This is a genomic window from Saccharomonospora marina XMU15 (assembly GCF_000244955.1).
Taxonomy (GTDB): domain Bacteria; phylum Actinomycetota; class Actinomycetes; order Mycobacteriales; family Pseudonocardiaceae; genus Saccharomonospora_A; species Saccharomonospora_A marina.
Genome location: NZ_CM001439.1, coordinates 5,351,856 through 5,374,586, shown reverse-complemented (window position 1 = coordinate 5,374,586; position 22,731 = coordinate 5,351,856). Strand labels below are relative to the sequence as shown.

The following is a 22,731-nucleotide window of genomic DNA, read 5'->3' as shown; positions in this document are numbered from 1 at the left end:
CTCTGGGTGTTCAGGCTGCGGTGTGCTGGGTGTTGGTGAGTTGCTGGACGTAGGTGGTGAGGGCGTCGGCGGGTACGCGGCGGAGGTGGCCTATGCGGACGGTGGTGATGTGTCCGGCTTTGATGAGGGCGTACATGGTGGTTCGGCCGATGGACAGTTGCTGGGCGGCTTCCTCGACGGTCAGGAGCACTCGCCCGCGGTTCGGGGTGGTTGTCGGGTTGGTGTGGGGGGTGTGCATCTGCTGCGGCTCCCGTGGTTCGCGGTGGTGTGGGGTCGCGGAGATGGCATGGCGTGCTCCTTCTTATGGGTTGGTGTGAGGGTTGGGGCGGTAGTGAGTGCGTAGTGACTGGGCCAGTGAGTGGCGCGGGTGGGAGTGGATATTCACTTGCCCGCTCACTAGGCCCGGTCACTGGCTGTGTGCTGGGGAAACAGGCGGGAAGTGAGTCAGTGACCGGAGTGAGTCACCGCCGGTGTGGGGCCGGTTCTGGGCGGGTACGGGGGTGGCTTCGGTTCGACTCACTCCCGTGTCGTCGGTGTCACTGGCTGCGTGGGTGGGGCGGTGAGTTAGCTCGGGCCTTGACGGTCGCCACCCCCGTATTCGCCGTGTCAGGTAGGGCTGGCGGCGGGGGCTAACTGGGCTCACTGGCTAACTTCGTGCTGGTCAGCGTGGGTTAGCCCCGTTCCGGGTGGCGAGTTAGGAACCTAACTCGCCGGTGCCGGCTCACTCGCGGCCTCACCGCCCGTTGACCCGCTGCCCGGTGCTGTGCGTGGCGGTGGCCGGGCCGTGCCGCGGGTGTGGGCACGGTAGGCAGGCGGAGGGAATCGGCGAGGGAGTCGCCGGGGCTGGAGGGAATTTTCCCTCACCGCCTCCCTTGGCCGCCTCCCTCGGGTTGACGTGCGGAAAGGCTGTTGGAGGGAGGCAGGGAGGCAAGGGAATCCGACCCGCTGAGACCTGCTGTGAGCGGCTTTCGCGGCGGGAGGGGTGATTCCCTCCCTCGACGCACCGGCGGGTGGGGAGGGAGGCCGCCCGCGATGTCCAACAACCCCGGTTCGAGGCTGTCTGCCATGGCTGTGACGGTGACTCCCCAGCCTCCCCACGATCGGTTTGGGCAGCTCAGCGGGGGGAGGACAGGCGGGGAGGGTGTTGGGGAGAACTCCCCGCCTCCCCACGGCCTCCCCGGCATCAGCGGCTACATGGGTGGGCATGGTTTCCTCCTGACGAAGTTGACGAAGTTACGAACTTTGGGTGTGAGCTGGGGTTTTGTGGGGCGCAAAGTTCGTAGCTACGAACTTTGCTGCGCGGGTTTGCCCTGGTCAGGGGCAAACTTCGTAAGTTCGTTGAGTTCGTGGCACTTGAACGGCGGTGTAGACCTCGGTGGGTCTGCCGCGTCCGCTGGCGGGTGGGCATGGTCCGTGGGTGTCCTTCCGGGTGGTACGCGATATACGCGGTAACGCGGTAATGCGTTGACCTGCGGTTTCGTGTGTGCGGGTAGCGGATTTACCGCGTAGGTACGCGGTTAATCGGCGGTGCCGAGCGAGGTTTGGCCTGGTCACGGTGTTTCCGCGTTTCCGCGTTAACCGCGTGGCACTTGAACGGCGGTGTAGACCTCGGTGGGTCTGCCGCGTCCGCTGGCGGGTGGGCGTTTGGTCGCGGTGATGCGCCCTGCACGGGCGAGGGTGTCCAGCAGGGCGTTGACTTCGTCGGCTTTCTTGTTGCGGCCGTAGAAGTCCGAGCGGACCTGTTCGCGGGTGCGGCCCTCGGCTCCGGCGGCGGCAATCCAGGCGGCGAGCTTGGCCGTCTCAGCGGATTGGTTGAACGCGGCACGGGCGGAGTCGATGGCGTAGCGCACGAGTGCGGCGGCGGCGATGAGGTGGCCAGCGTCGATGGCGCTGTTTCCGTCGAGGGCTGCGTGGATACCGGCGATGCGCAGGCAGTACGGGGCCGCGCGGGACACGAACTGCTCGACCGGTCCGCTGTCGCCGGAGTCGGTGCCGAACTCGACGTAGAGCCGTCGCCACAGCTCGTCTCCGGCGGTGGTGAACCCGAGCGCGCCCAGTTCACCACCGTGTTCCAGCCGTTCGGCCAGCTCCGCTCCCAACCCGTTGATGATGGCCAGTGGTGCGCCCTGCCCACCGGGCAGGAACCGGGCACGGGCGACCATGATGGGCAGGAAGCGGTTGTAGGTGCCGCCCGCGAGGTCGGAAGCGGACACCTTCGCGCGGAACTCTTCCGGGGTGATGTGGGCGACGATGCCGACGTGGCTGGATGGGGCGATGCGCGCGGACACGGCGAGGGTGGATAGGTCGCCGCCTTCCCACGCACCTCGCAGGGTGGCGGAGAGGCTGTTGCCCTCGCGCTTCATGCGCGCCATGACGGCGGCCCACTCGGCTTCGAACACCAGCAGGCGGCGGTCACCGGCGGGGAGTCGGCCACCTGTGCGGCGGCCAGCCTTCTCCCCGTTGTCGTCAGCGTCTTGGTCGTCGGCGAACATGGCGGCCAGGCCCTCACCGGAGGTCAGTCCGGAACGAACGTTGGTGCTCATGAAGTCCGGGCCTGCCGCGAGCGCGATCCGCTTCGCGCTGGACCAGCCCGCGCCCTTGCGGCCGGAACCGGTTCGCCCGATGATCAACGGCCACACCAACAGCGGGTGTACATCGTCCCCGGCGCGCACGTGCGGCTTCTGGCCCAAGTGCACCCCGGTGACGCAGATCAGCGAGGCCAGCACGTTCACCGGGTCGCCCTCGGTGAACTCCGCGACTGCCTCGACCACGCGACCCAGGTAGCAGTCGAACGCGGCAGCGTCCAACGGCGGCAGCGCCCCCCGTGCCCGCGCGACTTCCTCCGCCGCACGCGCTTCCGGGTCGACGACCGGTGGTTGCCGCGACCCGGGAGGAACCTCGACCGCGCCAGTCGAGGGGTTCTTCCCATGCAGGTCGGCGGGTTCGGGAAGAACCTCGGACGAAGGTTCGGGAAGAACGCCAGTAGAGGGTTCACCGGGCGCGTTCACCGGGCGAAGGTGTCGTTCGCCTGGCTGTGGGGCGGTCAAATCCAGACTCCTCACCAGAGGGGATGGGTGTTCGTGAACGGGTGTGTCGTCGAGTCGAGTCGACCCCTCGACTGCCTCGACTTTCGCTGGTCAGCGCGAGCGATCGAGGCGGCCCGATCGAGGTCGATTCCCGCAGGTCCATTGCTGTGGGTCGCCTCGATCGACCCCGATCGAGGTGGAGGACCCGGCCCGGCGAGGCGTTCAGCACCAACCTTGCGCGGTGGGTCGAGAGGACCCGCCGGACCGGAACTCATGAACGGCGCGCCGCAGCTGCGCGCCTACCCCATGGCGAGCGCTACGCGTGCGCGTGGCGCGGGTACGGAGGCGCCGAATACCTCGCGCGCGTGGCGGCGTACCTGCTGGGCGATCGCGTACTCACCGGTGCCAGGCTTCGCCGCGGCCATCTCCAACCGCGCGTCGGAGATGCCCAGGCCGCCAACGTTGAGCAGCGTCTCGGCCACGAACTCGCGCGTGTAGTCGGCGTCGAGTTCCTCGAAGGTCGCGCCACCGTTGACCGCTATCCAGAGCATCGCCGCGACATCTTCCAGCGACACAGGCACGGTCAGCGTGACCGCCATAGCTACCGGGGTGTCGTTGTCCTCGCGGTGCGAGGCGATGAAATCGACCTCATGCCCGCCGACCACGGCACCGGCGTGCAACGAACGGCTCGTAGACAAGGCGCTGGTCATTTCAGGCCACCTCCCCAGCCTGCTCGCCCTCAGCGTCCGCAGCCGAGACACCCTCGACCACGTAGGACTGATACGCCGCCTCCGAACACGCATTGACGTAGGCGTTCGCGGCCGCGCCCGTGACGCGCAAGGTGGCCTTGCCCAGCTTCAGCGCGTCCAGCTTCCCGGCCTCAATGGCCCGGTAGATCGTCGTAGCCGAGACGTCCAGCGCCTCTGCCACTGCCTTCACCCGGTACATCCGGTTAGGCTCGAACTGCATCGATGCTCCCAAGGTTTCGATGTTCGCCCCGGCCGGTGTTCCAGCACCGGTCGGGGCTTTCTGCCGTGTCGGGGGAGTCAGTGACTCGCGCGACGACTGCAACACTAGAGAAAACAGCCAACATAGACAACCTAGGTAAGCTGTTATCACCTAGATGGGTTAGTTGCCTGTGTGGCGTATCCTGCTGGTCGTGGACAGCCTCGACCCTGACGACGTACGACCGCCGTATCTCCAGGTCGCTTCCGCGATCCGGGGCGACATTGAGGACGGCAGCTACAAGCTGGGAGACAAGCTTCCGCCTCACCAGGCCATCGCGGAGCAGTACGGCGTTTCGGTCGGCACCGTGAAACGCGCGTACGGTCTGCTCCAGCAAGAGCGCTTGATCATCACTCGCCAAGGACAGGGTTCGTTCGTCCGATCGAAACCGGCTCAAGAGGAAGCGGCAGGGGAGACCGGCGACCTCGCCGAGGTCTACTCGCAACTGGCCTCCATCCGCCGCCGCCTGGATGTCCTTGAGCGCGAGCTGCGGGAAGTCAAGGCGCGCTAGCCGCCCACCTGACGCAAGAAGGTCACAACGCCGTCGAGCCAGCTCAGCAGTGTCTTCACCCAGCTCGCGGCGTCGGCTGGGTATTTCGCGACGACTACCAAGAGCGCCAGGACCACTACGGTGCCGATCACCTTTTTCAGCGGGTTGGTGCTGGTCTGAAGTCCGGGAAACGTCTGCTTGGCCATCGTTGCTCCCTCCGTCGCAATCGTTGCTGGCTGCGCCGTGCTTGCTCATGTCTCCAGCGTGCTGCCAGCCAGCGCGGGTGAGAACTGTCCAGAAACCCCCTCAGCGCTGAACTTCTGCCGAACCAGCGGCACTGAACCTCCGCTGAACTTCGCGGCTGTCAGGGCGCGATCGAGGCCACTCAGATGGGAGGCTGACGGCATGCAACTGAACGGTGTCGAACCGGACCCCGACCAGATCAAGGCCCTTGCGTTGACCAACTACGGCCACTTCACGTCGATGTTGGTCGAGCGTGGCGAGGTGCGCGGGCTGTCACTCCACATGCAACGGTTGGCGAGGGACTGCCGCCAACTGTTCGACGTCGAACTGGACACCGAGCGAGTGCGCGGTTACGTGCGCCATGCTCTCGGCAGCGACGCTCGACGCACCGTTGTACGGGTCACCGTGTACGACCCCGCACTCGGCCTGGGCAACATCGGGGCGGACGCTGACCCGCACATACTCGTAACCACGAGACCTGCCCCGGATGCCGCTTCTCCGCCGCTGCGTCTCCAAGCAGCGTCCTACCGTCGTGAGATGCCGTCTGTGAAGCACATCGGCCTGTTCGGCGCCCTGAAGCATCGGCGCGACGCGCAGCGTGAAGGCTACGACGACGTCCTCTTCGTCAACCCCGATGGCACGATCTCGGAAATTGCCACGTCGAACATCGGGTTCATTCGTGACGGGCAAGTCGTTTGGCCCCGTTCGGAGTGGCTCGCCGGAACCACGATGAACCTGATCAACCGGGCACTTGACGAGCCGGTAGCGACGGAGCCCTTGACCCTGTCGCACCTGGGTGGCATGGAAGCTGCGTTCGCTACAAATGCCGCGACCGGCGTCCGGCCGGTCGCCGCAGTTGACAGCACGGAATGGCCAACCACTCACAAGATCCTTGACGAGCTGCGCGAGCTGTACGCGGACATCCCCGGCGAAACCGTGTAGTCCGGCGGACACGGTCCGCTACGCTCCCCTCGCGGGATGTCTCACCTTGGGGGTAGCGAGTGGCGACGGTCGAACGGTGGACCGGCATCGAGGTACGTGCACTTCGCGAGGCGAAGCGGATGAGCATCCGCGAGTTCGCCGCACACCTGGGCGTCAGCGAGCGCATGATCTCCAAGTGGGAAGCCGGTCGGGAGAACATACGTCCCCGGCCGGTCAACCAGGCCGCGCTCGACACCTGCCTGACACGGTCGGACGCGGACACCCGTGCCCGGTTCGCGCACCTCGTCGGCGATTCGCTCGTTTCGGATGCTCAACCCGACCTGCATCCCGAGCCCATCGGTTCCGACCGGATCAAGCATCCTCGCGACGGCAGCGACATGGTCAAGGTGGAGGGGAGCGTTTTCCTGTCCGGTCCCAGCAACGAACCGGTCTGGGTGCCTGAGTTCTACCTTGACGCTCATCTCGTGAGCAATGCTCAGTACGCGCAGTTCCTCGCTGCCACAGGGCGGACACCGCCGCAACGGTGGGAGAACGGCCGCTACCCCGAGGGGCTCGCTGACCATCCGGTCGTGTTCGTGACCTGGTATGACGCTGCCGCATACGCGGAATGGGCAGGCAAGACGCTACCGACCAGCCAGCAGTGGGAGAAGGCGGCCCGCGGCACGCGAGGCAACGTGTATCCCTGGGGTGACCAGCCAACCCCGGCGAAGTGCAACGTCCGAGAGAACGGCGTCGGTTCCACAACCCCCGTGGACTGCTACCAGAGCGGTATCAGCCCGTACGGGGTCTACGACATGTGCGGCAACGTCTGGGAGTGGTGCTCGACCGAGACTCGGCACGGCCGGTACGAGCTGAAGGGCGGAGCGTGGACAAGCCTGTTCGACCGTGCCACGCCGTCGTCGTTCAACGACGCGGCCGCGACCATGTGCGACGACGACACCGGCTTTCGGTGCGCGACATCGGTGGAAGCGCTCGACACCCTGCTGAGTGACCGTCACGGGCGTTAAGGGCTGCTGGAACACTGGGGGGCGCGTGGCTCCTGACGGTCAGCAGAGAGCGACTGAGCGGCTCATTCCTGATTTGCTGCGCGTTGCAGTCCGCGTTGCAGTTCAAGCCCGTTCAGACTGCCCCAACTGTTCCAGCCAGCGTGTTTTCCGCAGGTCGCGGTACCGGTCGGACGTGGCTGAACGGTCATCCCGAGAGCTGAAAAGCGGAAGGTCGCCGGTTCGACCCCGGCCCTGGCCACACCGTTGACCTGTGAGAATGGCCCCGGAACCCATTGGATTCGGGGCCGTTTTGCGGTGTGGGCGTCGAGAGGGGCGTCATCAGTAGTGGGTGCAGACCCCTCGCCACGCTAAACGGTGGGCAGACGGTAGTCGTCAGCCGGCCTTGTCGAACCGCTCCTGGTAGTTGGCGATCTTGAGTCGCCAGCACGTCTCGGTGACGTCATTCACCCATAGACGCTCGATTGTCTCCAGTGCCGGCCCAGCTGACAAGCGAGATTAGCTTGACAAGACGGTAGGCATCGTCCATGAAACGATCTTCTCTCACGAACATTGGGAGTGAGAAGGTTCGGGTGATGTCTCTGCGCGCCAGCCATTCCTCCAGATGCAGCCGTTCAGCCGGTCGGCGACGTCTCGCCGCAGTCCTCGGTGACGTGCATGTAACGCGCCTTCATGGAAACCGTCGACCAGCCCACGATTTCCATGACCGTGCGGTCGGGGAGGCCAAGAGTGAGCAGCACTGTGGCGGCTGTGTCGCCCATCGTGGAGGCGCGCATCTCGTGCGCCGGCCTCCGCTGGCAGCGTCCGCCATTCCTCGTAACCGGCTCGCGGGTCGAGCGGCTTACCGTTCGACTGCGTGAGACCCCGCCCTCGCTCGTGCCACTTGGTACCGGCGCTCTCCCAATCGCAGGTGCCACCGCACAGCAGCCTGGTCGACTTGGTCGAGGACCCAAGCGCCGCGGTTGAGGATGGTGAATCCGGTACGAGCCTCCGTGCGCGGCCCCTCAGGGTCGAGCCGCACCCACGCGTTGCTGCAGGAGTGTTTTCACCAGGTATGGAGTGCCTTGGTGCTGTCAGCAGGAACGCCGTTGCTCGGGGGTTTGACGTCGTAGCCAAGATTCGTCAAGGCGGCGACTGCTTCGCTGGGTGCGTCGCGGACGATCGCCCGGGCCTGTAGCCTGCGCCAACGTTCGCGGCCCTTTCTCACCGCTGCCGACCAGTCATCTTTGGCTGTGAACTTGCAGTCCTTGATAAGAAACTCGAGCAGGTCTTCCAGGGACGGCCGAAATCGGGCACCACCGGTCGGGAAGTGAAGTGACTCAATCGCGTGTGGCTTGGGGTGTTCAGTTTGTGATAGGAGGTGCGACACCGCGCCGCGATGTGTATGGATCTGAATATGTGACGAAGGTTTTGAGTGTGCGAGGCGATCGTAATCGTAACGAACGATCGGCGTCCTGTCGATATTCGCGGTGACTTTGAAGACGGACTGCTCTACGGCAAGATACGTTTCGGTACTGTCTAGGCAGAATCGCTGATATATGTCGAGTTCGGCGAGTTCTTGTTTGCTTCGCCCGGTGAGATGCGCTCTGATCTTCGTCACCAGGCGGTCGCCGCGCGTTTCAGTGCTGGGCTCATCGACCATCGCGAAGCAGGACCGGAGCAGTTCTTCTGTCTCCGAGGTAAACCTGTCGACCTCGGAGACGAGGTCAGCTCTTGTCATCACCCAAGAGGAATGCGATGTTTTGTAGTTCGTCCCAGGCATCCCACTCTTCGCCGACCAAGCTGAAGGACTTCGCGCGCTCCGTGAACTCCTCCAGGTTCGTGTCGAAGCGTCGCAAGATCTGTTGTCGTCGCTTGAGTAACTCAGCCCTGGTGACTTCAACGGCGTGTGCCATGGCGTCTCCTGCCTGTTCCTGTGCCTACATCTCCATCATCCTGCTGGGAACGACAATTACATCGCCTGCCTGCGGTGTCCGTTGCAGATGTCACGCGAAAGCACCAACGATCGATACGACTTGCGGTGCCTTCGCTACCATTTCTTACTGTCGGTAGCGCAACCGCGCCGAGTGGGTTGGCCAAGGCGACGTGGCCTGTAACGTTGCGGGTCCGCAGACGCGGACGGCCCGGCTACCGTCAGTAAGGTTCAGTTGGGATGTCACGGCAGAGCGTGCCGAGCTGATCGTCGGCGGCAGCACGACGTGCTCACAGCTCCCATATCTCGGTGGGCTTGCTCATGCGTGCGGCCACCGACTTGACCTCTTCGGCGGCGCGTGTCTCGTCCACGTCGCCCGACACGAATACCACAGCTACCGCGGCCGCCGAGCCGTGCCCGAGCGGGACGGGCGCTGCGATCTCGGTGAGCCCGGCATGCACTTCGCCAACCGTGCGTACGTAGCCGGTCTGCCGGGCCCACGTGACCTCGGGTCGTTCGTCCGGTCGCGCGGGCTGCGCCGACAGGATCGCCAACCCGCACGCGCCTCGGTCCATGGGCGAGCGTGCCCCCGGACGGTAGGCGATCGCCGCCCGGTGCCGTGCCGGTTCGACCGTCACCAGCGCCACCACCTCGCGTCCCTGTGGCACCGCCAGGAACGCCGTGGCCGAAACGGCGTTCGCGAGCTGGCCGAGTTGGTCCTGCAACTCGGCCTGCGCGTCGCCGAGCACGGTGCGCGACAGCACCAACAGTCCCAGGCCCAGCGTGTAGCGACCCTCGGCGGTACGGCTGACGAGCCTGCGGTCCTCCAGGGTGCGCAGGATGCGGTAGACGATCGAGCGGTGCAGCCCCGAGGCGGTGGCCAGCTCCTGGCTCGATCGCGGCTGCCCGTCCGAGAGCACGTCGAGGACATCGAGGGCGCGGTCGAGCGTCTGCGAGCGCACGCTCGCTCTGGACGATGTTGCCTCGCTCACAAACTCCAAGCTACCTTGCTCGTATATAGAGCTGTACGGTGAGTAACCTGCTCGCTATGCGATTCTTGCGGAGGAGCGCTGTGAGGACGAAGTCCCCGCTGGACCGCTCGACCGTCGACCCCACCCACTTTCGCCGCACCATGGGCAGGTTCACCAGCGGTGTCACCGTGGTCACGACCGTTGACGACGCAGACATCCACGGCATGACCGCCAACGGTTTTCTCTCTGTCTCGCTCGACCCGCCGCTCGTGCTGGTCTCACTGAGCAAGACATCTCGGATGGCAGCCCTGCTGGAACGGACCGGGCGTTACGGCGTCAGCATCCTGACCGAGCACCAACGCCCGCATTCGCGGCACTTCGCCGGTAACCCGGTACCCGGCCTGCGGCCGGAGTTCGATCTGGTCGACGGTTGCGCGTTCCTGCGAGGCTCGATGGCCCAGATCGGCTGCGACGTGGTCGACACCCATGACGCTGGTGATCACCTGCTGTACGTCGGCCATGTCAAACACCTCGACTACAGCGACGCCACTCCACTGGTGTTCTTCACCGGAGACTACCGGGCACTGGACAGCGACGCCGACAACGTCTACACACACTGAACTTGGACAAGGGAGCCGCTCATGGAAGGGATCGGGATCGTAGGCGCGGGCGTCGCCGGGTTGCACCTTGGCCTGCTGTTGCGCGGGCACGGCGTGCCCGTGACGATCTACAGCGACCGCACGGCAGAGCAGTTGGCAGGCGGTCGTATCCCGAACACCGTCGCCCACCACCACGCCACTGTCGAACGCGAGCGGCTGCTCGGCGTGGACCATTGGGACATCGAGGAGTACGGCTACTTCGGCCACCACCACTACATCGGTGGGCCGCAGCCGCTGCGCTTCCCCGGCTTCTTCGCCGCCCCGTCCCGTGCCATCGACTACCGGATCTACCTGCCGAGACTGCTTTCGGACTTCGTCGAGCGTGGCGGCGAGTTCGAGGTGCGCCCCGTGCAGGCAGCCGACGTGGAGGAACTGTCGCAGCGGCACGACCTGGTGGTGATCGCCACCGGCCGGGGCGGCATGGGCGCGATGTTCCCGCGCAGGGCCGACAAGTCCCCGTACGACACGCCGCAGCGCAAGCTGTGTGTCGGTCTCTACGAAGGGGTGGCGCACTCCGAACCGAGGGGCGTCACGATGAGCATCTCGCCGGGCCACGGCGAGTTGCTGGAGATCCCGATGTACTCCTTCGCGGGCCACGTCACCGCGCTGCTGTTCGAGGCCGTGCCAGGCGGCGAGTTCGAGGTGCTGACCGCGACCCAATACGACGACGATCCCGCGGCCTTCGAGAAGCTGGTGCTCAAGGTCGTTTCGGAGCACCACCCGACGACCTTCGAGCGGATCGACCCCGCCGCCTTCCGGCTGACCGGACCGCAGGACCTGCTCCAGGGCGCCGTTGTGCCCTCCGTGCGGGAGGACTACACCCGACTGCCCAACGGACGCTACGTCGTCGCGGTCGGTGACGTCCACACGGTGGTGGACCCGGTCATCGGGCAGGGAGCCAACTCGGCCTCGTACTCGGCATGGGAACTGGGGCAGACCATCCTGGAGGACCAGAACTTCGACGAGCGCTTCTGCAAGAAGGTCGCACGCCGCAGGGAAGACCGGGTGCACGCGGTGTCGGACTGGACGAATCTGATGATCCGTACGCCGCCGCCTCCGCACCTGCTGGAACTGCTCGGCGCGATGTCGCAGAACCAGGCCGTGGCGGACACGTTCACGGACAACTTCAGCTACCCGGAGCGCCAGTGGGACATCCTGGCCACCCCCGAGCGGACCAGGAACTTCCTTGCCGGTCACGGCATGAGTTGAAAGGAGACCGGGATGCACAAGATGGTTGTCCTCTACCACCCTCCCACCGATCCCGAGGCGTTCAAGCAGCACTATCTGGGTACGCACATCCCGCTGGTGGAGCAACTGCCCGGCCTGCTGTCGATGCGATACACCTTCGACGTGCGGACGGCCGGCCACGACCAGGGGTTCTTCGCGGTGTTCGAGGGTGAGTTCGCCGACCCCGACGCGATGCGCGCGGCGCTGGCGTCCCCGCAGGGTCAGGCTGTTTCGGCCGACGTGCCCAAGTACGCGACGGGTGGGGCGATCATCCTGGACTATCCCGTCGCCGACGGCTGAGTGGCATCGCCCCTCGGGAACGCAGAACTCGCGGGCGGGAACGCAGAACTCGCGGGCGGGAACGCAGAACTCGCGGGCAGGGGCGCGGGACTCGCGGGTCAGGGGGTGGTGGACTCCCTGACCACCAGTTCCGGTTTGAACATGATCTGCTGGTGTGCGTGCGTTTCGGGGTGGTCGCACTCCTCCACCAGTAGCTGCGCGGCTGCTCTGCCGATCTGTTGCGTGGGCTGGCTGATCGAGGTGAGCGGCACGGCGGCGTCGGCGGCGAACTCGATGTCGTCGTAACCGACGATGGCAAGGTCCCCCGGCACGCGGCGACCGGTGCTCAGCGCCGCGCGCAGCACACCGAGCGCCATCAGGTCGTTGGCACAGAACGCCGCAGTGGTGTCGTCGCCCTCACCGAACCGATCGCGCGCGAGGTCGTGTGCGAGCCGGGCGTTCATCGCGGGTGCCTCCACGACGTCGATCGCGCTGTCCGGGTCGAGTCCTGCCGAAGCGACGGCACGGCGTAACCCCTGCAACCGGTCCGAGCACTGCCGCAGCGTGAGCGGTCCGCTGAAGTAGGTGATCCGTTCGTGGCCGAGTTCGGTGAGGTGGTTGCCTGCCAGTTGCCCGCCGATCACGTCGTCCACCGCCACCGAGCAGCAGTTCACCCTCGGGTCGTGCCGGTCGACCAGCACGGTTGGAGTGCCGCGCCTGCGTAGCGCGTCCAGCCGTTTCGAACTGACCTCGATCGGCGTGATGAGCACACCGCGCACCCGCTGCTCCTCGAGCACTTGCAGGTAGCGGTCCTCTCGTGCCGCCCGGTCGTCGGAGTCGCACAGCACCACGGCGTAGCCGAGTTCGTCGGCGACCTCTTCCACGCCCTTGGCCACGTAGTGGAAGAACGGGTTGGCCATGTCGAGCACGATGAGGCCGATCGAGCGGCTGGTGCCCGCCCGCAGTTGGGCCGCTGAGGAGTTGCGCACGAACCCGAGTTCCGAGATCGCCGCCAGCACGGTCTGCCTGGTGCTTTCCGACACCCGCTCCGGCCGGTTGAGCACATTGGACACCGTTCCCACGGAGACGCCTGCCCGTTCGGCGACGTCCTTGATGCTCGGAGACATACCGCGACTCCCACTCCCGTGAAACGTCTCAACCCGGGAAGCCTACATCGGCGTGTCCTCGGGCTCGATGCACGCTAGCACAGGGGTTGACGTACGCCCCTCGCTGGCCTAATTTGAGCGCCACTCGTGAATGAAACGTTTCACGATCTCCAACGAGGGAGGGTGGCCCGTGGAAACACCGGAGCACTCACCCCCGCCGCTGCTCGAACTAGCCGACGTCACGAAGTCGTTCCAGGCGGTTCGGGCGCTGCGCGGGGTGTCGCTCACACTGCGCGCTGGAGAGGTGCACGCGCTCGCGGGTGAGAACGGGGCTGGCAAGTCCACAGTCGTCCGCATCATCGGCGGAGAGCACCAGCCCGACAGCGGCGAGGTGCTGCTCGACGGCGAACCGGTGCGGTTCGGGGGCCCCCGCGACGCGCAGCAGGCGGGTGTGGCGGTGATCCACCAGGAGCCGATCCAGTTTCCCGACCTCTCGGTGGCCGAGAACGTCTTCATGGGGCGCCAACCGCTGCGTCCCGGCAGGCGTATCGACCGCCGCGAGATGCACCGCAGGGCACGCGAGGTCTTCGACCTGCTCGGTGTCCCGATCGACCCGGCCAGGCAGACCAGTGGCCTTTCCATCGCCGATCAGCAGATCATCGAGATCGCCAAGGCCTTGGTGGCCGACGCGCGCATCATCGTGATGGACGAGCCGACGGCCGCCCTTTCGGCGGTAGAGGCGCAGCGGCTGTTTCGGGTGGCGCGCGGTCTCGCCGAACGCGGCGCGGCACTGCTGTTCATCTCGCATCGGTTGGACGAGATGTACGCGCTGTGCGACCGGGTCACGGTGCTGCGCGACGGCGGCCTCGTCGCGACCTCGGCGATGGACGAGATCGACCACGACACCCTGGTGCGGCAGATGGTGGGGCGCTCGGTGGAACAGCTGTTCCCCAAACGCGACACGCTGATCGGCGACGAGGCGCTCGTCGTCGAGAACCTCACCCGCGCCGGCGTGTTTCGGGACGTGTCCTTCTCCGTACGGCGCGGCGAGATCGTCGCACTGGCGGGGCTGGTCGGTTCCGGGCGTTCGGAGGTGGCGCGCGCGATCTTCGGGGTGGACGAACGCGACGGCGGGAAGGTGTCGGTCAACGCGGAGCCGCTTCCACCTGGCGACCCGCGTGCGGCGATCGAACGTGGTCTCGCGCTGGTGCCGGAGGACCGCAGGGAACAGGGCCTGGTCCTGGAGTTGCCGATCGAGCGCAACACCAGCCTGGCGCGGCTTCGGCAGGTCTCCCCGGCAGGCATCACAAGGCCGTCACTGGAACATGAGCTCGCGGTCCACTGGGGTGAGCGGCTCTCGTTGAAGTACGGCAAGCTTTCCGACCCAGCCGCGACGCTTTCCGGCGGCAACCAGCAGAAGGTCGTGCTCGGCAAGTGGCTTGCCACGCGGCCCTCGGTGCTGATCGTGGACGAACCGACGCGGGGCATCGACATCGGCGCCAAGGTCGAGGTGCATGCGCTGCTGTCCGACCTGGCAACCCAAGGCATCGCCGTGTTGCTGATCTCTTCGGAACTGCCCGAGGTGCTCGGCATGGCCGACCGGGTGCTCGTCATGCACGAAGGGCGCATCACCGCGGAACTGTCGAGACAGGAAGCCACGGAGGAGTCGGTCATGTACGCGGCCACCGGGAACGGGACGGCGGCATGAACCGCCTGCAGTCGTTGCTCTCCGGGCGTGAGCTGAGCATCGTCGGTGCGCTGGTCGCCGTGGTCGCGGTGACGACCGTGGTCAACCCGACGTTTCTCAACGCGCAGGGTGTGCACGATCTCTTCCTCAACGCCTCGATCATCGCGCTGCTCGCCATCGGGCAGACGCTGCTGGTGATCACCAGGAACATCGACCTCTCGGTCGGGTCGGTGATGGGGCTGACGGCGTACCTGTCGGGCCAGCTGTTCATCGCCGACCAGGAGACGCCGACGGTGGTCGTGATGCTGGCCGGGGTGGCGCTCGGCGCGGCCTGCGGCGCGTTCAACGGCGCCCTGGTCGCCATCGCGAAGGTGCCCGCACTCGTGGTGACGCTGGGGACTCTCTACGTCTTCCGTGGCATCGACTACGGCTGGGCGAGCGCGACGGGAGTGCACCAGATCAACGCCGCGCAGATGTCGCCGGACTTCCTCGCCTTCGGCAGCGGATCGATACTCGGGATTCCTCACCTCTCGCTGATCGCGTTGGTGGCGCTGGTGATCGCCGGATACGCGCTGCACAACTGGCGCTCGGGCCGGGAACTCTACGCCATCGGGTCCAATCCGGACGCGGCTCGGCTCGCGGGCATCCCCGCGGGGCGGCGGGTGTTCACCGCGTTCGTCGTCTCCGGTGCGCTGGTGGGTCTGGCGGGCTTGCTGCACGCCTCCTACTTCGGCACCATCAACGCCTCCGTCGGCACCGGCAAGGAACTCGCGGTGGTCGCGGCCGTCGTGGTCGGCGGGGTCGCCATCTTCGGCGGCAGCGGCACCGTGCTGGGTGCCGTGCTCGGTGCCCTGCTGCTGACCACCATCACGAGTGCGCTTCCGATTCTGGGTGTGCCCGCCTTTTGGCAGCGGGCGGTGGACGGTGCCGCGTTGCTGCTGGCCATCTCCCTTGATCGGGCCGTGCAGCTGCGGCTCGCCGAGCGGCTGAGGAAGGAACGGAGCGTGCGCCGTGCGTGACAAGATCCTGCGCTGGGAGTCGATCCTGCTGCTGCTGGTCGTCGCCGTGTTCGCATGGGGCTGGCAGAGCACGCCCGGCTTCGCCGAGGCCGACAATCTCAGCTTCCTGCTGCTGGACTACACCGAGGTCGCACTGCTGGCGCTGGCGTTGTTGCCGATCATCCTGACCGGTCAGATCGACCTCTCGGTGGCCTCGATCCTGGGTTTCTGCTCCGCGCTCACCGGCGTGCTGTGGAACGCGGGCATGGCGTTCGAGACGATCGTGCCGCTGGTGCTGGCGGCGGGTGCCGTGCTCGGCTCGCTGAACGCCGCACTGATCGTGCGGTTCGGCCTGCCCGCGCTCGCGGTCACGATCGGCACGCTGGGGCTTTATCGCGGGCTGGCCTACGTCGTGCTCGGCGACGGCGCGGTGACCGGCTTTCCCGACAGCTACCGTCCCTTCGCGACCGGCACCGCAGGCGGCACGTTCCTGCCCTACGCGACGTTGCTGGTGCTCGTGATCGCGGTGCTGGCCGCCGTCGTGGTGCACCACACCCCGATCGGCCGCTCGCTGTACGCCGTCGGGCTCGGCGAGCAGACCGCACGGTTCTCCGGTATCCGAGTCGACCGGCTGCGGTTCGGCCTCTACGTCGTCTCCGGTGTGCTGTGTGCCATCGCCTCGCTCGTCTACACCCTGCGCTACAACAGCGCCCGGGCCGACAACGCCTACGGCATGGAACTGATCGCGGTGGCCGCCGTACTGCTGGGCGGCGTGTCGATCTTCGGAGGCCGCGGCACGGTCGTCGGCGTCGGCAGCGCGCTGCTGCTCATGGCCGGGCTGCGAAACGTGCTGTTCCTCAACGACGTCACCAACGAGATCCAGAACGTGATCAACGGCCTGCTGCTGATCATCTCAGTGCTGGTGCCGGTGGTCGCGGGCCTGCTGCGCAGGCGGCGCCACCCCGCCGCCGCCGCGGCGACCGAACAACCCCCACAACAGACCCTGCCAGACCCCGTGGCGGCCTCCACCGCACACGGTTCCCCCGAGGAGGACCAAAGATGATCCACTCCCGCTGGAGAAGGAGTCGCGCGGCGCTCGCCGTCACCAGTGCGGGCCTGGTGGCCGCCCTGGTCGCCGGATGCGGCGGCACGACGAAGGACTCCGCGTCCGAGGCCGACACCGGATCGGGCACGCAGCGGTCGGCCGATCCGAACGCCCCGATCAAGGAGGGGCTCAAGATCGCGTTCCTTCCGAAGGAGATCGACAACCCCTACGAGAACATCGTTGACGAGGGTGGCATCGAGGCGGTCACCGAACTCAAGGGAACCGGCAAGGAGGTCGGCCCCTCCGACGCGTCGGCTTCCTCGCAGGTGTCCTACATCAACACGCTGGTGCAGCAGAACCAGGACGCCATCGTGATCGCGGCCAACGACCCCAACGCCGTCGCACCAGCGCTGAAGGACGCGATGGCCAAGGACATCGCGGTGGTCACCTACGACTCCGACGCCGCGGCCGACGCCCGCCAGGTTTTCGTCAACCAGGCCAACTCCGAGGACATCGGCCGCAAGCAGATCCAGATGATCTCGGAGCAGATCGGCGGCAAGGGCAAGATCGCGATCCTGTCCGCGACCCCGAACGCGACGAACCAGAACACCTGGATCGAGTTCATGAAGGACGAGCTGAAGAAGCCGGAGTACGCCGACATCGAACTCGTCAAGATCGCCTACGGGGACGACGACGACCAGAAGTCGTTCCAGGAGACGCAGGCACTGCTGCGTTCGATCCCTGACCTGAAGGGCATCGTCTCGCCGACCACGGTCGGCATCTCCGCCGCGGCGCGCTACATCTCCTCCTCTCCGTACAAGGGCAAGGTGAAGCTCACCGGGTTGGGAACGCCCAACCAGATGCGGCAGTTCGTCAAGGACGGCACGGTCGAGGCGTTCGCGCTGTGGGATCCCAAGCAGCTCGGCTACCTCGCGGGCTACGCCGCAGCGGCACTGGCTTCCGGGCAGATCAGCGGCGCGGAGGGCGAGAGGTTGAAGGCAGGCAAGCTCGGGGAACGCGAGATCGGCAAGGACGGCGAGATCATCCTCGGCCCGCCGACCGTGTTCGACGCGAGCAACATCGACCAGTACGACTTCTAGTTCACCGAAGGGGTCGTGAGTGCTCGTGCAGCGCTCACGACCCACCGGGAGGTTCGTGATGCCCAGCGCGAGGCGGGTCTGCTTCCTGCTCAGGGTGAAGCCCGACCGGATGGCGGAGTACCGGCGAAGGCATGCCGAGGTCTGGCCCGAGATGCTGGACGCGCTGCGCGAGACCGGCTGGCATAACTACTCGCTGTTCCTGGCCGAGGACGGCCTGCTCGTCGGCTACTTCGAGACGCAGGACCTCGAAGCCGCGCTCGAAGGCATGGCGGCCAGGGACGTCAACGCGAGGTGGCAGGCGGAGATGGCGCCGTTCTTCGAAAGCCTCGACGGCCACCCGGACGAGGGAATCGTGCCGTTGACAGAGGTCTTCCACCTCGACTGACCACAATGCACAGAGAGGACCACATGTCCGACCACACCGCCGTCAAAGCGGCACTGCGGGCGCAGCACATCGAGACGCCGTCGTGGGCCTTCGGCAACTCGGGCACCCGGTTCAAGGTGTTCGCGCAGGAGGGCATCCCTCGCGACGCCTACGAAAAGATCGACGATGCCGCCACGGTGCACCGCTTCACCGGGGTGGCGCCGAGCGTGGCCGTGCACATCCCGTGGGACAAGGTGGCCGACTACGCCGACCTCGCCAGATACGCGCGGGATGCGGGCGTGCGCATCGGCGCGGTGAACCCCAACGTGTTCCAGGACGACGACTACCGCCTCGGCAGCGTGTGCAACCCCGACCCCGCGGTGCGCCGCAAAGCCGTCGATCACCTGCTGGAGTGCATCGACATCATGAACGTCACGGGCTCGCGCGAGTTGTCCGTGTGGCTGGCCGACGGGCTCAACTACCCGGGCCAGGACTCCATCGCCGACCGGCAGGCCAGGTTGGAGGAGGCGCTGGCGGCGGTGTACGAACGGCTCGGCGAGCACCAGCGCATGCTGCTGGAGTACAAGTTCTTCGAGCCCGCCTTCTACGCCACCGACGTGCCCGACTGGGGCACCAGCTACGCGCACTGTCTCGAACTCGGTCCGAAGGCGCAGGTGCTCGTGGACACCGGGCACCACGCGCCCGGCACCAACATCGAGTTCATCGTGGCGTTCCTGCTGCGCAAGGGCAGGCTTGGCGGGTTCCACTTCAATTCCCGCTTCTACGCCGACGACGATCTCATGGTCGGCGCGGCCGATCCCTACCAGCTGTTTCGGATCATGGTCGAGATCGTGCTCGGCGGCGGCCTCGAGGCGAGCGCGGGGGTGGCGTTCATGCTCGACCAGTGCCACAACATCGAGCCGAAGATCCCGGCGCTGATCCGCTCGGTGCTGAACGTGCAGGAGGCCACGGCAAAGGCGTTGCTCGTTGACACCGAAGCGTTGCGGACGGCGCAGCGGGAAGGCGATGTGCTCGGCGCCAACGCGGTGCTCGTGGACGCCTTCTCCACCGACGTGCGACCACTGCTGGCGCAGCTGCGGGAGGAGATGGGGCTCGACCCCGACCCGGTGGCGGCCTACCACCGCAGCGGCCACGCCGAGAAGGTCCGCGCCGAGCGCGTCGGCGGCGCCGCGGCCGGCTGGGGGGCGTGAAGGTGACCGAACCAGCGCACCCGGCGGTGGCCGAACTTCTCGCTCGCTCACGCGAACTGGGCTCCGACCGCCGAAACACCAACTACGCGGGCGGAAACGCCTCCGCGAAGGGCACCGACATCGATCCCGCCAGCGGTGCCGACGTGGAGTTGATGTGGGTCAAGGGCTCCGGTGGAGACCTCGGCACGCTCACCGAAGCCGGACTGGCCGTGTTGCGGCTGGACCGGGTACGCGCGCTCGTCGATCGTTATCCCGGCGAGGACCGCGAGGACGAGATGGTCGCCGCGTTCGACTACTGCCTGCACGGCAAGGGTGGCGCGGCACCCAGTATCGACACGGCCATGCACGGCCTTGTCGACGCACCGCACGTCGACCACCTGCATCCGGACTCGGGCATAGCGCTCGCGACCGCCGTCGACGGTGAGGAGCTGACCCGCAAGGTGTTCGGCGAGCGAGTGGTGTGGGTGCCGTGGCGAAGGCCGGGCTTCCAACTCGGGCTGGACATCGCCGCGATCAAGGAGGCCAATCCCCACGCCATCGGCTGTGTCCTCGGCGGGCACGGCATCACGGCGTGGGGCGCGACCAGCGACGAGTGCAGGCAGAACTCGCTGGACATCATCCGCACCGCCGAGGCATACCTGGCCGAACACGGCGACCCCGAACCGTTCGGTCCCGTGCTGCCTGGCTACGAGCCGCTGCCCGAGGGCGAGCGTCGGCAGCGCGCGGCGGCGCTGTTCCCGGTACTGCGCGGGCTTGCCTCCACCGATTCCCCCCAGCTGGGCCATTTCACCGACAGCGGCGAAGTGCTGGAGTTCCTCTCCCGCGCCAAACATCCGGATCTCGCCGCGCTCGGCACGTCGTGCCCCGACCACTTCCTGCGCACCAAGGTCGCACCACTGGTCGTCGACCTGCCCGCCACCGCGCCGCTGGAGCGGGTGGTGGAGCGGGTCCGCGAACTGCACGCCACCTACCGGCAGGACTACGCCGCCTACTACAACCGGCACGCCACGCCGGACTCACCGCCGATGCGCGGTGGCGATCCGGCGATCGTGCTGGTTCCCGGCGTCGGGATGTTCAGCTTCGGCCGCGACAAGCAGACGGCGCGGGTCGCGGGCGAGTTCTACGTCAACGCCATCAATGTCATGCGCGGCGCCGAGTCGGTGTCGACGTATGCGCCGATCCCGGAGTCGGAGAAGTTCCGCATCGAGTACTGGGAGTTGGAGGAGGCCAAGCTCCGTCGGATGCCGGGGCCCAAGCCGCTCGCCACGCGGATCGCGCTCGTCACCGGGGGTGGCTCCGGGATCGGCAAGGCCATCGCGCGGCGGCTCGCCGCCGAGGGTGCCTGTGTGGCCGTCGCCGATCGGGACGAGGCGGCGGCCGCCGAGGTCGCAGAGGGAATCGGCGGCCCGGACCTCGCGGTGCCGGTCGGCGTCGACGTCACCGACGAGACCGCGATCGGCGAGGCGATGGCGGCCTGCACGCTGGCCTTCGGTGGGGTGGACCTCGTGGTCAACAATGCCGGGCTGTCGGTGTCCAAGCCGCTGCTGGAAACCACCGCGAAGGACTGGGACCTACAGCACGACGTGATGGCGCGCGGCTCGTTCCTGGTGTCGCGGGAGGCCGCGCGCGTGATGATCGAACAGGGCCTCGGCGGCGACATCGTGTACATCGTCAGCAAGAACGGGGTGTTCGCCGGACCCAACAACATCGCCTACGGCGCCACGAAGGCCGACCAGGCTCATCAGGTGCGGCTGCTTGCCGCCGAACTCGGCGAGCACGGCATCAGGGTCAACGGCGTCAACCCCGACGGTGTGGTGCGTGGTTCGGGAATCTTCGCCTCCGGGTGGGGCGCGCAGCGCGCGGCCGTGTACGGCGTGCCTGAGTCGGAACTGGGAGCCTTCTACGCCAAACGCACCCTGCTGGGCAGGGAGGTGCTGCCCGAACATGTCGCCAACGCGGTGTTCGTGCTCACCTGCGGCGAACTGTCGCACACGACGGGGCTGCACATCCCGATCGACGCCGGGGTGGCGGCGGCCTTCCTGAGGTAGGGAGTGACGATGGCGAACAGGCGAGCGCCGAGGATCGGGCTGGTGGCCGGTGGGCTCGGCGCCTACTGGGACCAGTTTCCCGACCTGCTGCCGACGTTGCGGCAGTCGGCAACCCATGTCGGCGAGCGGATCGCCTCCTTCGACGCCGAGATAGTCGATGCCGGCTTCATCTCGGACGCACAGGAAGGCGCCGCCGCGGCGGAGAAGCTGCGCACGGCGGGTTGCGATCTGATCGTCGGGTTCCTCACCACCTACCTGACGGCCACGATGTTGCTGCCCATCGCCCAGCGCGGCGGGGCACCGGTGCTGCTGATCAACCTGCAGCCCACCGAGTCGATGGACCACGCGAGCGTGGACACCGGGCAGTGGCTGGCCTACTGCGGTGCCTGCCCGCTGCCTGAGCTGGCCAACACCTTCCACAGGGCCGGTGTCGAGTTCCGCAGCGTGTCCGGCTACCTGCGTGACGAGCGGGCGTGGACCAAGATCGAGCGGTGGGTCCGCGCGGCGGCGGTGCGTAAGGTACTCAGCCACGGCCGCCACGGGCTGATGGGGCATCTCTACCCCGGGATGTACGACGTCTCGACCGACCTGACCATGGTCAGCGCGCACTTCGGCGGGCACGTCGAGGTACTGGAGTTCGACGACCTGCGCGTACGCGTCGAGCAGGTGAGCGACGGCGAGGTGGCGGCGAAGGTGGCCGAGGCCGAGTCGGTGTTCGAACTGGACTCCTCGGTGAACCGGTCGGACCTTGAGTGGGGCGCCAGAGTGGCGGTCGGGCTCGACCGGCTCGTCGCGGATTTCGAGCTGGACAGCCTCGCCTACTACCACCGCGGGCTCGGCGGCGAGATACACGAGCGGCTCGGCGCGGGCATGATCCTCGGCGCGAGCCTGCTCACCGCACGCGGTGTCCCGGCCGCGGGCGAGTTCGAGCTACGCACCAGCATTGCCATGCTGATCCTGGACGTGCTCGGCGCGGGTGGTTCGTTCACCGAGTTGCAGGCGTTGGACTTTGCCCGTGGCCATGTCGAGATGGGCCACGACGGCCCCGCCCACCTCTCGATCAGTGCGAAGCAGCCGCTGCTACGCGGCCTCGGCGTGTATCACGGAAAGCGCGGCTGGGGTGTGTCGGTCGAGTTCGATGTCGCGCACGGGCCGGTGACGCTGCTGGGTGTCGGGCAGGACCGGCACGGGCGGTACTCGCTCATCGTGTCCGAAGGCGAGGTCGTGGACGGTCCGTTGATGCGCATCGGCAACACCACCAGCCGCGTCGATTTCGGCCGCGATCCGGGAGAGTGGACCGACGAGTGGGCAGCGAGCGGGGTCGCGCACCACTGGGCGCTCGGTGTCGGGCACCGCGCCGCAGAACTGCGTGCCGTCGCGGACCTGCTCGCGCTGCCCGTGGTCGAGGTGTAGC

At 67.0% G+C, this 22,731-nt stretch carries 24 protein-coding genes; 14 read left to right on the top strand and 10 right to left on the bottom strand.

Translation table 11 applies throughout. The features are described 5' to 3' along the window. Positions 1 to 10 precede the first annotated feature (10 nt). The 4 genes from SACMADRAFT_RS25425 to SACMADRAFT_RS25410 form a co-directional block, all read right to left on the bottom strand. Positions 11 to 238 (bottom strand): excisionase family DNA-binding protein, encoded by a 228-nt coding sequence (locus SACMADRAFT_RS25425; protein WP_009156734.1) that lies wholly within the window; start codon positions 236 to 238, stop codon positions 11 to 13. A 1,336-nt stretch (positions 239 to 1,574) separates the two neighbouring features. After that, positions 1,575 to 3,008, bottom strand: a complete 1,434-nt coding sequence (locus SACMADRAFT_RS25420) for a DUF3987 domain-containing protein (protein ID WP_232285470.1) — start codon at positions 3,006 to 3,008, stop codon at positions 1,575 to 1,577. A gap of 317 nt (positions 3,009 to 3,325) precedes the next feature. Continuing rightward, positions 3,326 to 3,736: a hypothetical protein gene (locus tag SACMADRAFT_RS25415; RefSeq protein ID WP_009156732.1), complete on the bottom strand. Its 411-nt coding sequence runs from the start codon at positions 3,734 to 3,736 to the stop codon at positions 3,326 to 3,328. A gap of 1 nt (position 3,737) precedes the next feature. Next, positions 3,738 to 3,995 (bottom strand): helix-turn-helix transcriptional regulator, encoded by a 258-nt coding sequence (locus SACMADRAFT_RS25410; protein WP_009156731.1) that lies wholly within the window; start codon positions 3,993 to 3,995, stop codon positions 3,738 to 3,740. Between the two features lie 190 nt (positions 3,996 to 4,185). Between SACMADRAFT_RS25410 and SACMADRAFT_RS25405 the strand changes: the two genes are divergently transcribed. Then, positions 4,186 to 4,542: a GntR family transcriptional regulator gene (locus SACMADRAFT_RS25405; protein WP_040926819.1), complete on the top strand. Its 357-nt coding sequence runs from the start codon at positions 4,186 to 4,188 to the stop codon at positions 4,540 to 4,542. Here SACMADRAFT_RS25405 and SACMADRAFT_RS25400 read toward each other — a convergent pair. Then, entirely contained in the window at positions 4,539 to 4,727 is a 189-nt protein-coding gene (locus SACMADRAFT_RS25400) for a hypothetical protein (RefSeq protein ID WP_009156729.1), read from the bottom strand. The two genes, SACMADRAFT_RS25405 and SACMADRAFT_RS25400, sit on opposite strands and share 4 nt — an antisense overlap. On the opposite strand from SACMADRAFT_RS25400, the gene SACMADRAFT_RS25395 reads away from it, so the two are divergent. Next, positions 4,720 to 5,706, top strand: coding sequence for an aminotransferase class IV family protein (locus SACMADRAFT_RS25395; RefSeq protein WP_232285469.1), 987 nt, complete (start codon positions 4,720 to 4,722; stop codon positions 5,704 to 5,706). The genes SACMADRAFT_RS25400 and SACMADRAFT_RS25395 overlap by 8 nt on opposite strands. A 59-nt stretch (positions 5,707 to 5,765) precedes the next feature. Further along, on the top strand, positions 5,766 to 6,713 hold the full coding sequence (locus SACMADRAFT_RS25390) for an SUMF1/EgtB/PvdO family nonheme iron enzyme (protein WP_083840990.1): 948 nt from the start codon (positions 5,766 to 5,768) through the stop codon (positions 6,711 to 6,713). Positions 6,714 to 7,324: 611 nt separating this feature from the next. Here SACMADRAFT_RS25390 and SACMADRAFT_RS30560 read toward each other — a convergent pair. The 4 genes from SACMADRAFT_RS30560 to SACMADRAFT_RS25380 form a co-directional block, all read right to left on the bottom strand. Next, complete coding sequence (locus SACMADRAFT_RS30560) at positions 7,325 to 7,471, bottom strand: hypothetical protein (protein ID WP_198285895.1); 147 nt, start codon at positions 7,469 to 7,471, stop codon at positions 7,325 to 7,327. Between the two features lie 284 nt (positions 7,472 to 7,755). Then, a complete protein-coding gene (locus SACMADRAFT_RS29415) occupies positions 7,756 to 8,430 on the bottom strand; it encodes a hypothetical protein (RefSeq protein ID WP_009156726.1) in 675 nt (224 codons plus the stop codon). Continuing rightward, positions 8,417 to 8,605, bottom strand: a complete 189-nt coding sequence (locus SACMADRAFT_RS25385) for a hypothetical protein (protein ID WP_009156725.1) — start codon at positions 8,603 to 8,605, stop codon at positions 8,417 to 8,419. Before SACMADRAFT_RS25385 ends, SACMADRAFT_RS29415 begins: the two co-directional genes overlap by 14 nt. Before the next feature lie 307 nt (positions 8,606 to 8,912). Further along, positions 8,913 to 9,614, bottom strand: a complete 702-nt coding sequence (locus tag SACMADRAFT_RS25380) for an IclR family transcriptional regulator (RefSeq protein ID WP_040925891.1) — start codon at positions 9,612 to 9,614, stop codon at positions 8,913 to 8,915. Between the two features lie 80 nt (positions 9,615 to 9,694). Here SACMADRAFT_RS25380 and SACMADRAFT_RS25375 point away from each other — a divergent pair, with 80 nt between their 5' ends. The 3 genes from SACMADRAFT_RS25375 to SACMADRAFT_RS25365 are packed head-to-tail and all read left to right on the top strand — an operon-like array spanning position 9,695 to position 11,779. Beyond that, complete coding sequence (locus SACMADRAFT_RS25375; protein ID WP_009156723.1) at positions 9,695 to 10,213, top strand: flavin reductase family protein; 519 nt, start codon at positions 9,695 to 9,697, stop codon at positions 10,211 to 10,213. Between the two features lie 21 nt (positions 10,214 to 10,234). Then, positions 10,235 to 11,461, top strand: coding sequence for a styrene monooxygenase subunit StyA (gene styA / locus SACMADRAFT_RS25370; RefSeq protein ID WP_009156722.1), 1,227 nt, complete (start codon positions 10,235 to 10,237; stop codon positions 11,459 to 11,461). Positions 11,462 to 11,473: 12 nt separating this feature from the next. After that, entirely contained in the window at positions 11,474 to 11,779 is a 306-nt protein-coding gene (locus SACMADRAFT_RS25365; RefSeq protein WP_009156721.1) for an EthD family reductase, read from the top strand. A 98-nt stretch (positions 11,780 to 11,877) separates the two neighbouring features. Here SACMADRAFT_RS25365 and SACMADRAFT_RS25360 read toward each other — a convergent pair whose 3' ends face one another. Continuing rightward, positions 11,878 to 12,885, bottom strand: coding sequence for a LacI family DNA-binding transcriptional regulator (locus tag SACMADRAFT_RS25360; protein WP_009156720.1), 1,008 nt, complete (start codon positions 12,883 to 12,885; stop codon positions 11,878 to 11,880). Positions 12,886 to 13,054: 169 nt separating this feature from the next. Between SACMADRAFT_RS25360 and SACMADRAFT_RS25355 the strand changes: the two genes are divergently transcribed. Genes SACMADRAFT_RS25355 through SACMADRAFT_RS25320 form a run of 8 tightly spaced genes read left to right on the top strand, consistent with a single transcriptional unit; the run spans position 13,055 to position 22,730 of the window. Next, positions 13,055 to 14,572, top strand: coding sequence for a sugar ABC transporter ATP-binding protein (locus tag SACMADRAFT_RS25355; RefSeq protein ID WP_009156719.1), 1,518 nt, complete (start codon positions 13,055 to 13,057; stop codon positions 14,570 to 14,572). Beyond that, positions 14,569 to 15,570: an ABC transporter permease gene (locus SACMADRAFT_RS25350; protein ID WP_009156718.1), complete on the top strand. Its 1,002-nt coding sequence runs from the start codon at positions 14,569 to 14,571 to the stop codon at positions 15,568 to 15,570. The genes SACMADRAFT_RS25355 and SACMADRAFT_RS25350 overlap by 4 nt, the downstream gene beginning before the upstream one ends. Then, positions 15,563 to 16,612 (top strand): ABC transporter permease, encoded by a 1,050-nt coding sequence (locus SACMADRAFT_RS25345; protein WP_009156717.1) that lies wholly within the window; start codon positions 15,563 to 15,565, stop codon positions 16,610 to 16,612. Before SACMADRAFT_RS25350 ends, SACMADRAFT_RS25345 begins: the two co-directional genes overlap by 8 nt. Continuing rightward, positions 16,609 to 17,694 carry a rhamnose ABC transporter substrate-binding protein gene (gene rhaS / locus SACMADRAFT_RS25340; protein ID WP_009156716.1) on the top strand — a complete coding sequence of 362 codons (1,086 nt, stop codon included), beginning with the start codon at positions 16,609 to 16,611 and terminating at the stop codon, positions 17,692 to 17,694. Before SACMADRAFT_RS25345 ends, rhaS begins: the two co-directional genes overlap by 4 nt. A 58-nt stretch (positions 17,695 to 17,752) precedes the next feature. Then, positions 17,753 to 18,079: an L-rhamnose mutarotase gene (locus SACMADRAFT_RS25335; RefSeq protein WP_009156715.1), complete on the top strand. Its 327-nt coding sequence runs from the start codon at positions 17,753 to 17,755 to the stop codon at positions 18,077 to 18,079. A 23-nt stretch (positions 18,080 to 18,102) separates the two neighbouring features. Beyond that, the gene (gene rhaI, locus SACMADRAFT_RS25330; protein WP_009156714.1) at positions 18,103 to 19,269 is read left to right on the top strand and encodes an L-rhamnose isomerase; all 1,167 of its coding nucleotides are present in this window, start codon (positions 18,103 to 18,105) and stop codon (positions 19,267 to 19,269) included. Continuing rightward, complete coding sequence (locus SACMADRAFT_RS25325) at positions 19,266 to 21,317, top strand: bifunctional rhamnulose-1-phosphate aldolase/short-chain dehydrogenase (RefSeq protein ID WP_009156713.1); 2,052 nt, start codon at positions 19,266 to 19,268, stop codon at positions 21,315 to 21,317. Before rhaI ends, SACMADRAFT_RS25325 begins: the two co-directional genes overlap by 4 nt. Positions 21,318 to 21,326: 9 nt before the next feature. Next, complete coding sequence (locus SACMADRAFT_RS25320) at positions 21,327 to 22,730, top strand: L-fucose/L-arabinose isomerase family protein (protein ID WP_009156712.1); 1,404 nt, start codon at positions 21,327 to 21,329, stop codon at positions 22,728 to 22,730. The last annotated feature ends 1 nt before the right edge of the window (position 22,731 follow it).

What these genes read in the sequence shown, in the direction of transcription:
- SACMADRAFT_RS25360 (WP_009156720.1), bottom strand. Translation starts at nt 12,885, where the DNA reads ATGTCTCCGAGCATCAAGGACGTCGCCGAACGGGCAGGCGTCTCCGTG.
- rhaS (WP_009156716.1), top strand. Translation starts at nt 16,609, where the DNA reads ATGATCCACTCCCGCTGGAGAAGGAGTCGCGCGGCGCTCGCCGTCACC.
- SACMADRAFT_RS25320 (WP_009156712.1), top strand. Translation starts at nt 21,327, where the DNA reads ATGGCGAACAGGCGAGCGCCGAGGATCGGGCTGGTGGCCGGTGGGCTC.
- SACMADRAFT_RS25400 (WP_009156729.1), bottom strand. Translation starts at nt 4,727, where the DNA reads ATGGCCAAGCAGACGTTTCCCGGACTTCAGACCAGCACCAACCCGCTG.
- SACMADRAFT_RS25425 (WP_009156734.1), bottom strand. Translation starts at nt 238, where the DNA reads ATGCACACCCCCCACACCAACCCGACAACCACCCCGAACCGCGGGCGA.
- styA (WP_009156722.1), top strand. Translation starts at nt 10,235, where the DNA reads ATGGAAGGGATCGGGATCGTAGGCGCGGGCGTCGCCGGGTTGCACCTT.
- SACMADRAFT_RS25335 (WP_009156715.1), top strand. Translation starts at nt 17,753, where the DNA reads ATGCCCAGCGCGAGGCGGGTCTGCTTCCTGCTCAGGGTGAAGCCCGAC.
- rhaI (WP_009156714.1), top strand. Translation starts at nt 18,103, where the DNA reads ATGTCCGACCACACCGCCGTCAAAGCGGCACTGCGGGCGCAGCACATC.
- SACMADRAFT_RS25365 (WP_009156721.1), top strand. Translation starts at nt 11,474, where the DNA reads ATGCACAAGATGGTTGTCCTCTACCACCCTCCCACCGATCCCGAGGCG.
- SACMADRAFT_RS30560 (WP_198285895.1), bottom strand. Translation starts at nt 7,471, where the DNA reads ATGGGCGACACAGCCGCCACAGTGCTGCTCACTCTTGGCCTCCCCGAC.
- SACMADRAFT_RS25385 (WP_009156725.1), bottom strand. Translation starts at nt 8,605, where the DNA reads ATGGCACACGCCGTTGAAGTCACCAGGGCTGAGTTACTCAAGCGACGA.
- SACMADRAFT_RS25410 (WP_009156731.1), bottom strand. Translation starts at nt 3,995, where the DNA reads ATGCAGTTCGAGCCTAACCGGATGTACCGGGTGAAGGCAGTGGCAGAG.
- SACMADRAFT_RS25350 (WP_009156718.1), top strand. Translation starts at nt 14,569, where the DNA reads ATGAACCGCCTGCAGTCGTTGCTCTCCGGGCGTGAGCTGAGCATCGTC.
- SACMADRAFT_RS29415 (WP_009156726.1), bottom strand. Translation starts at nt 8,430, where the DNA reads ATGACAAGAGCTGACCTCGTCTCCGAGGTCGACAGGTTTACCTCGGAG.
- SACMADRAFT_RS25415 (WP_009156732.1), bottom strand. Translation starts at nt 3,736, where the DNA reads ATGACCAGCGCCTTGTCTACGAGCCGTTCGTTGCACGCCGGTGCCGTG.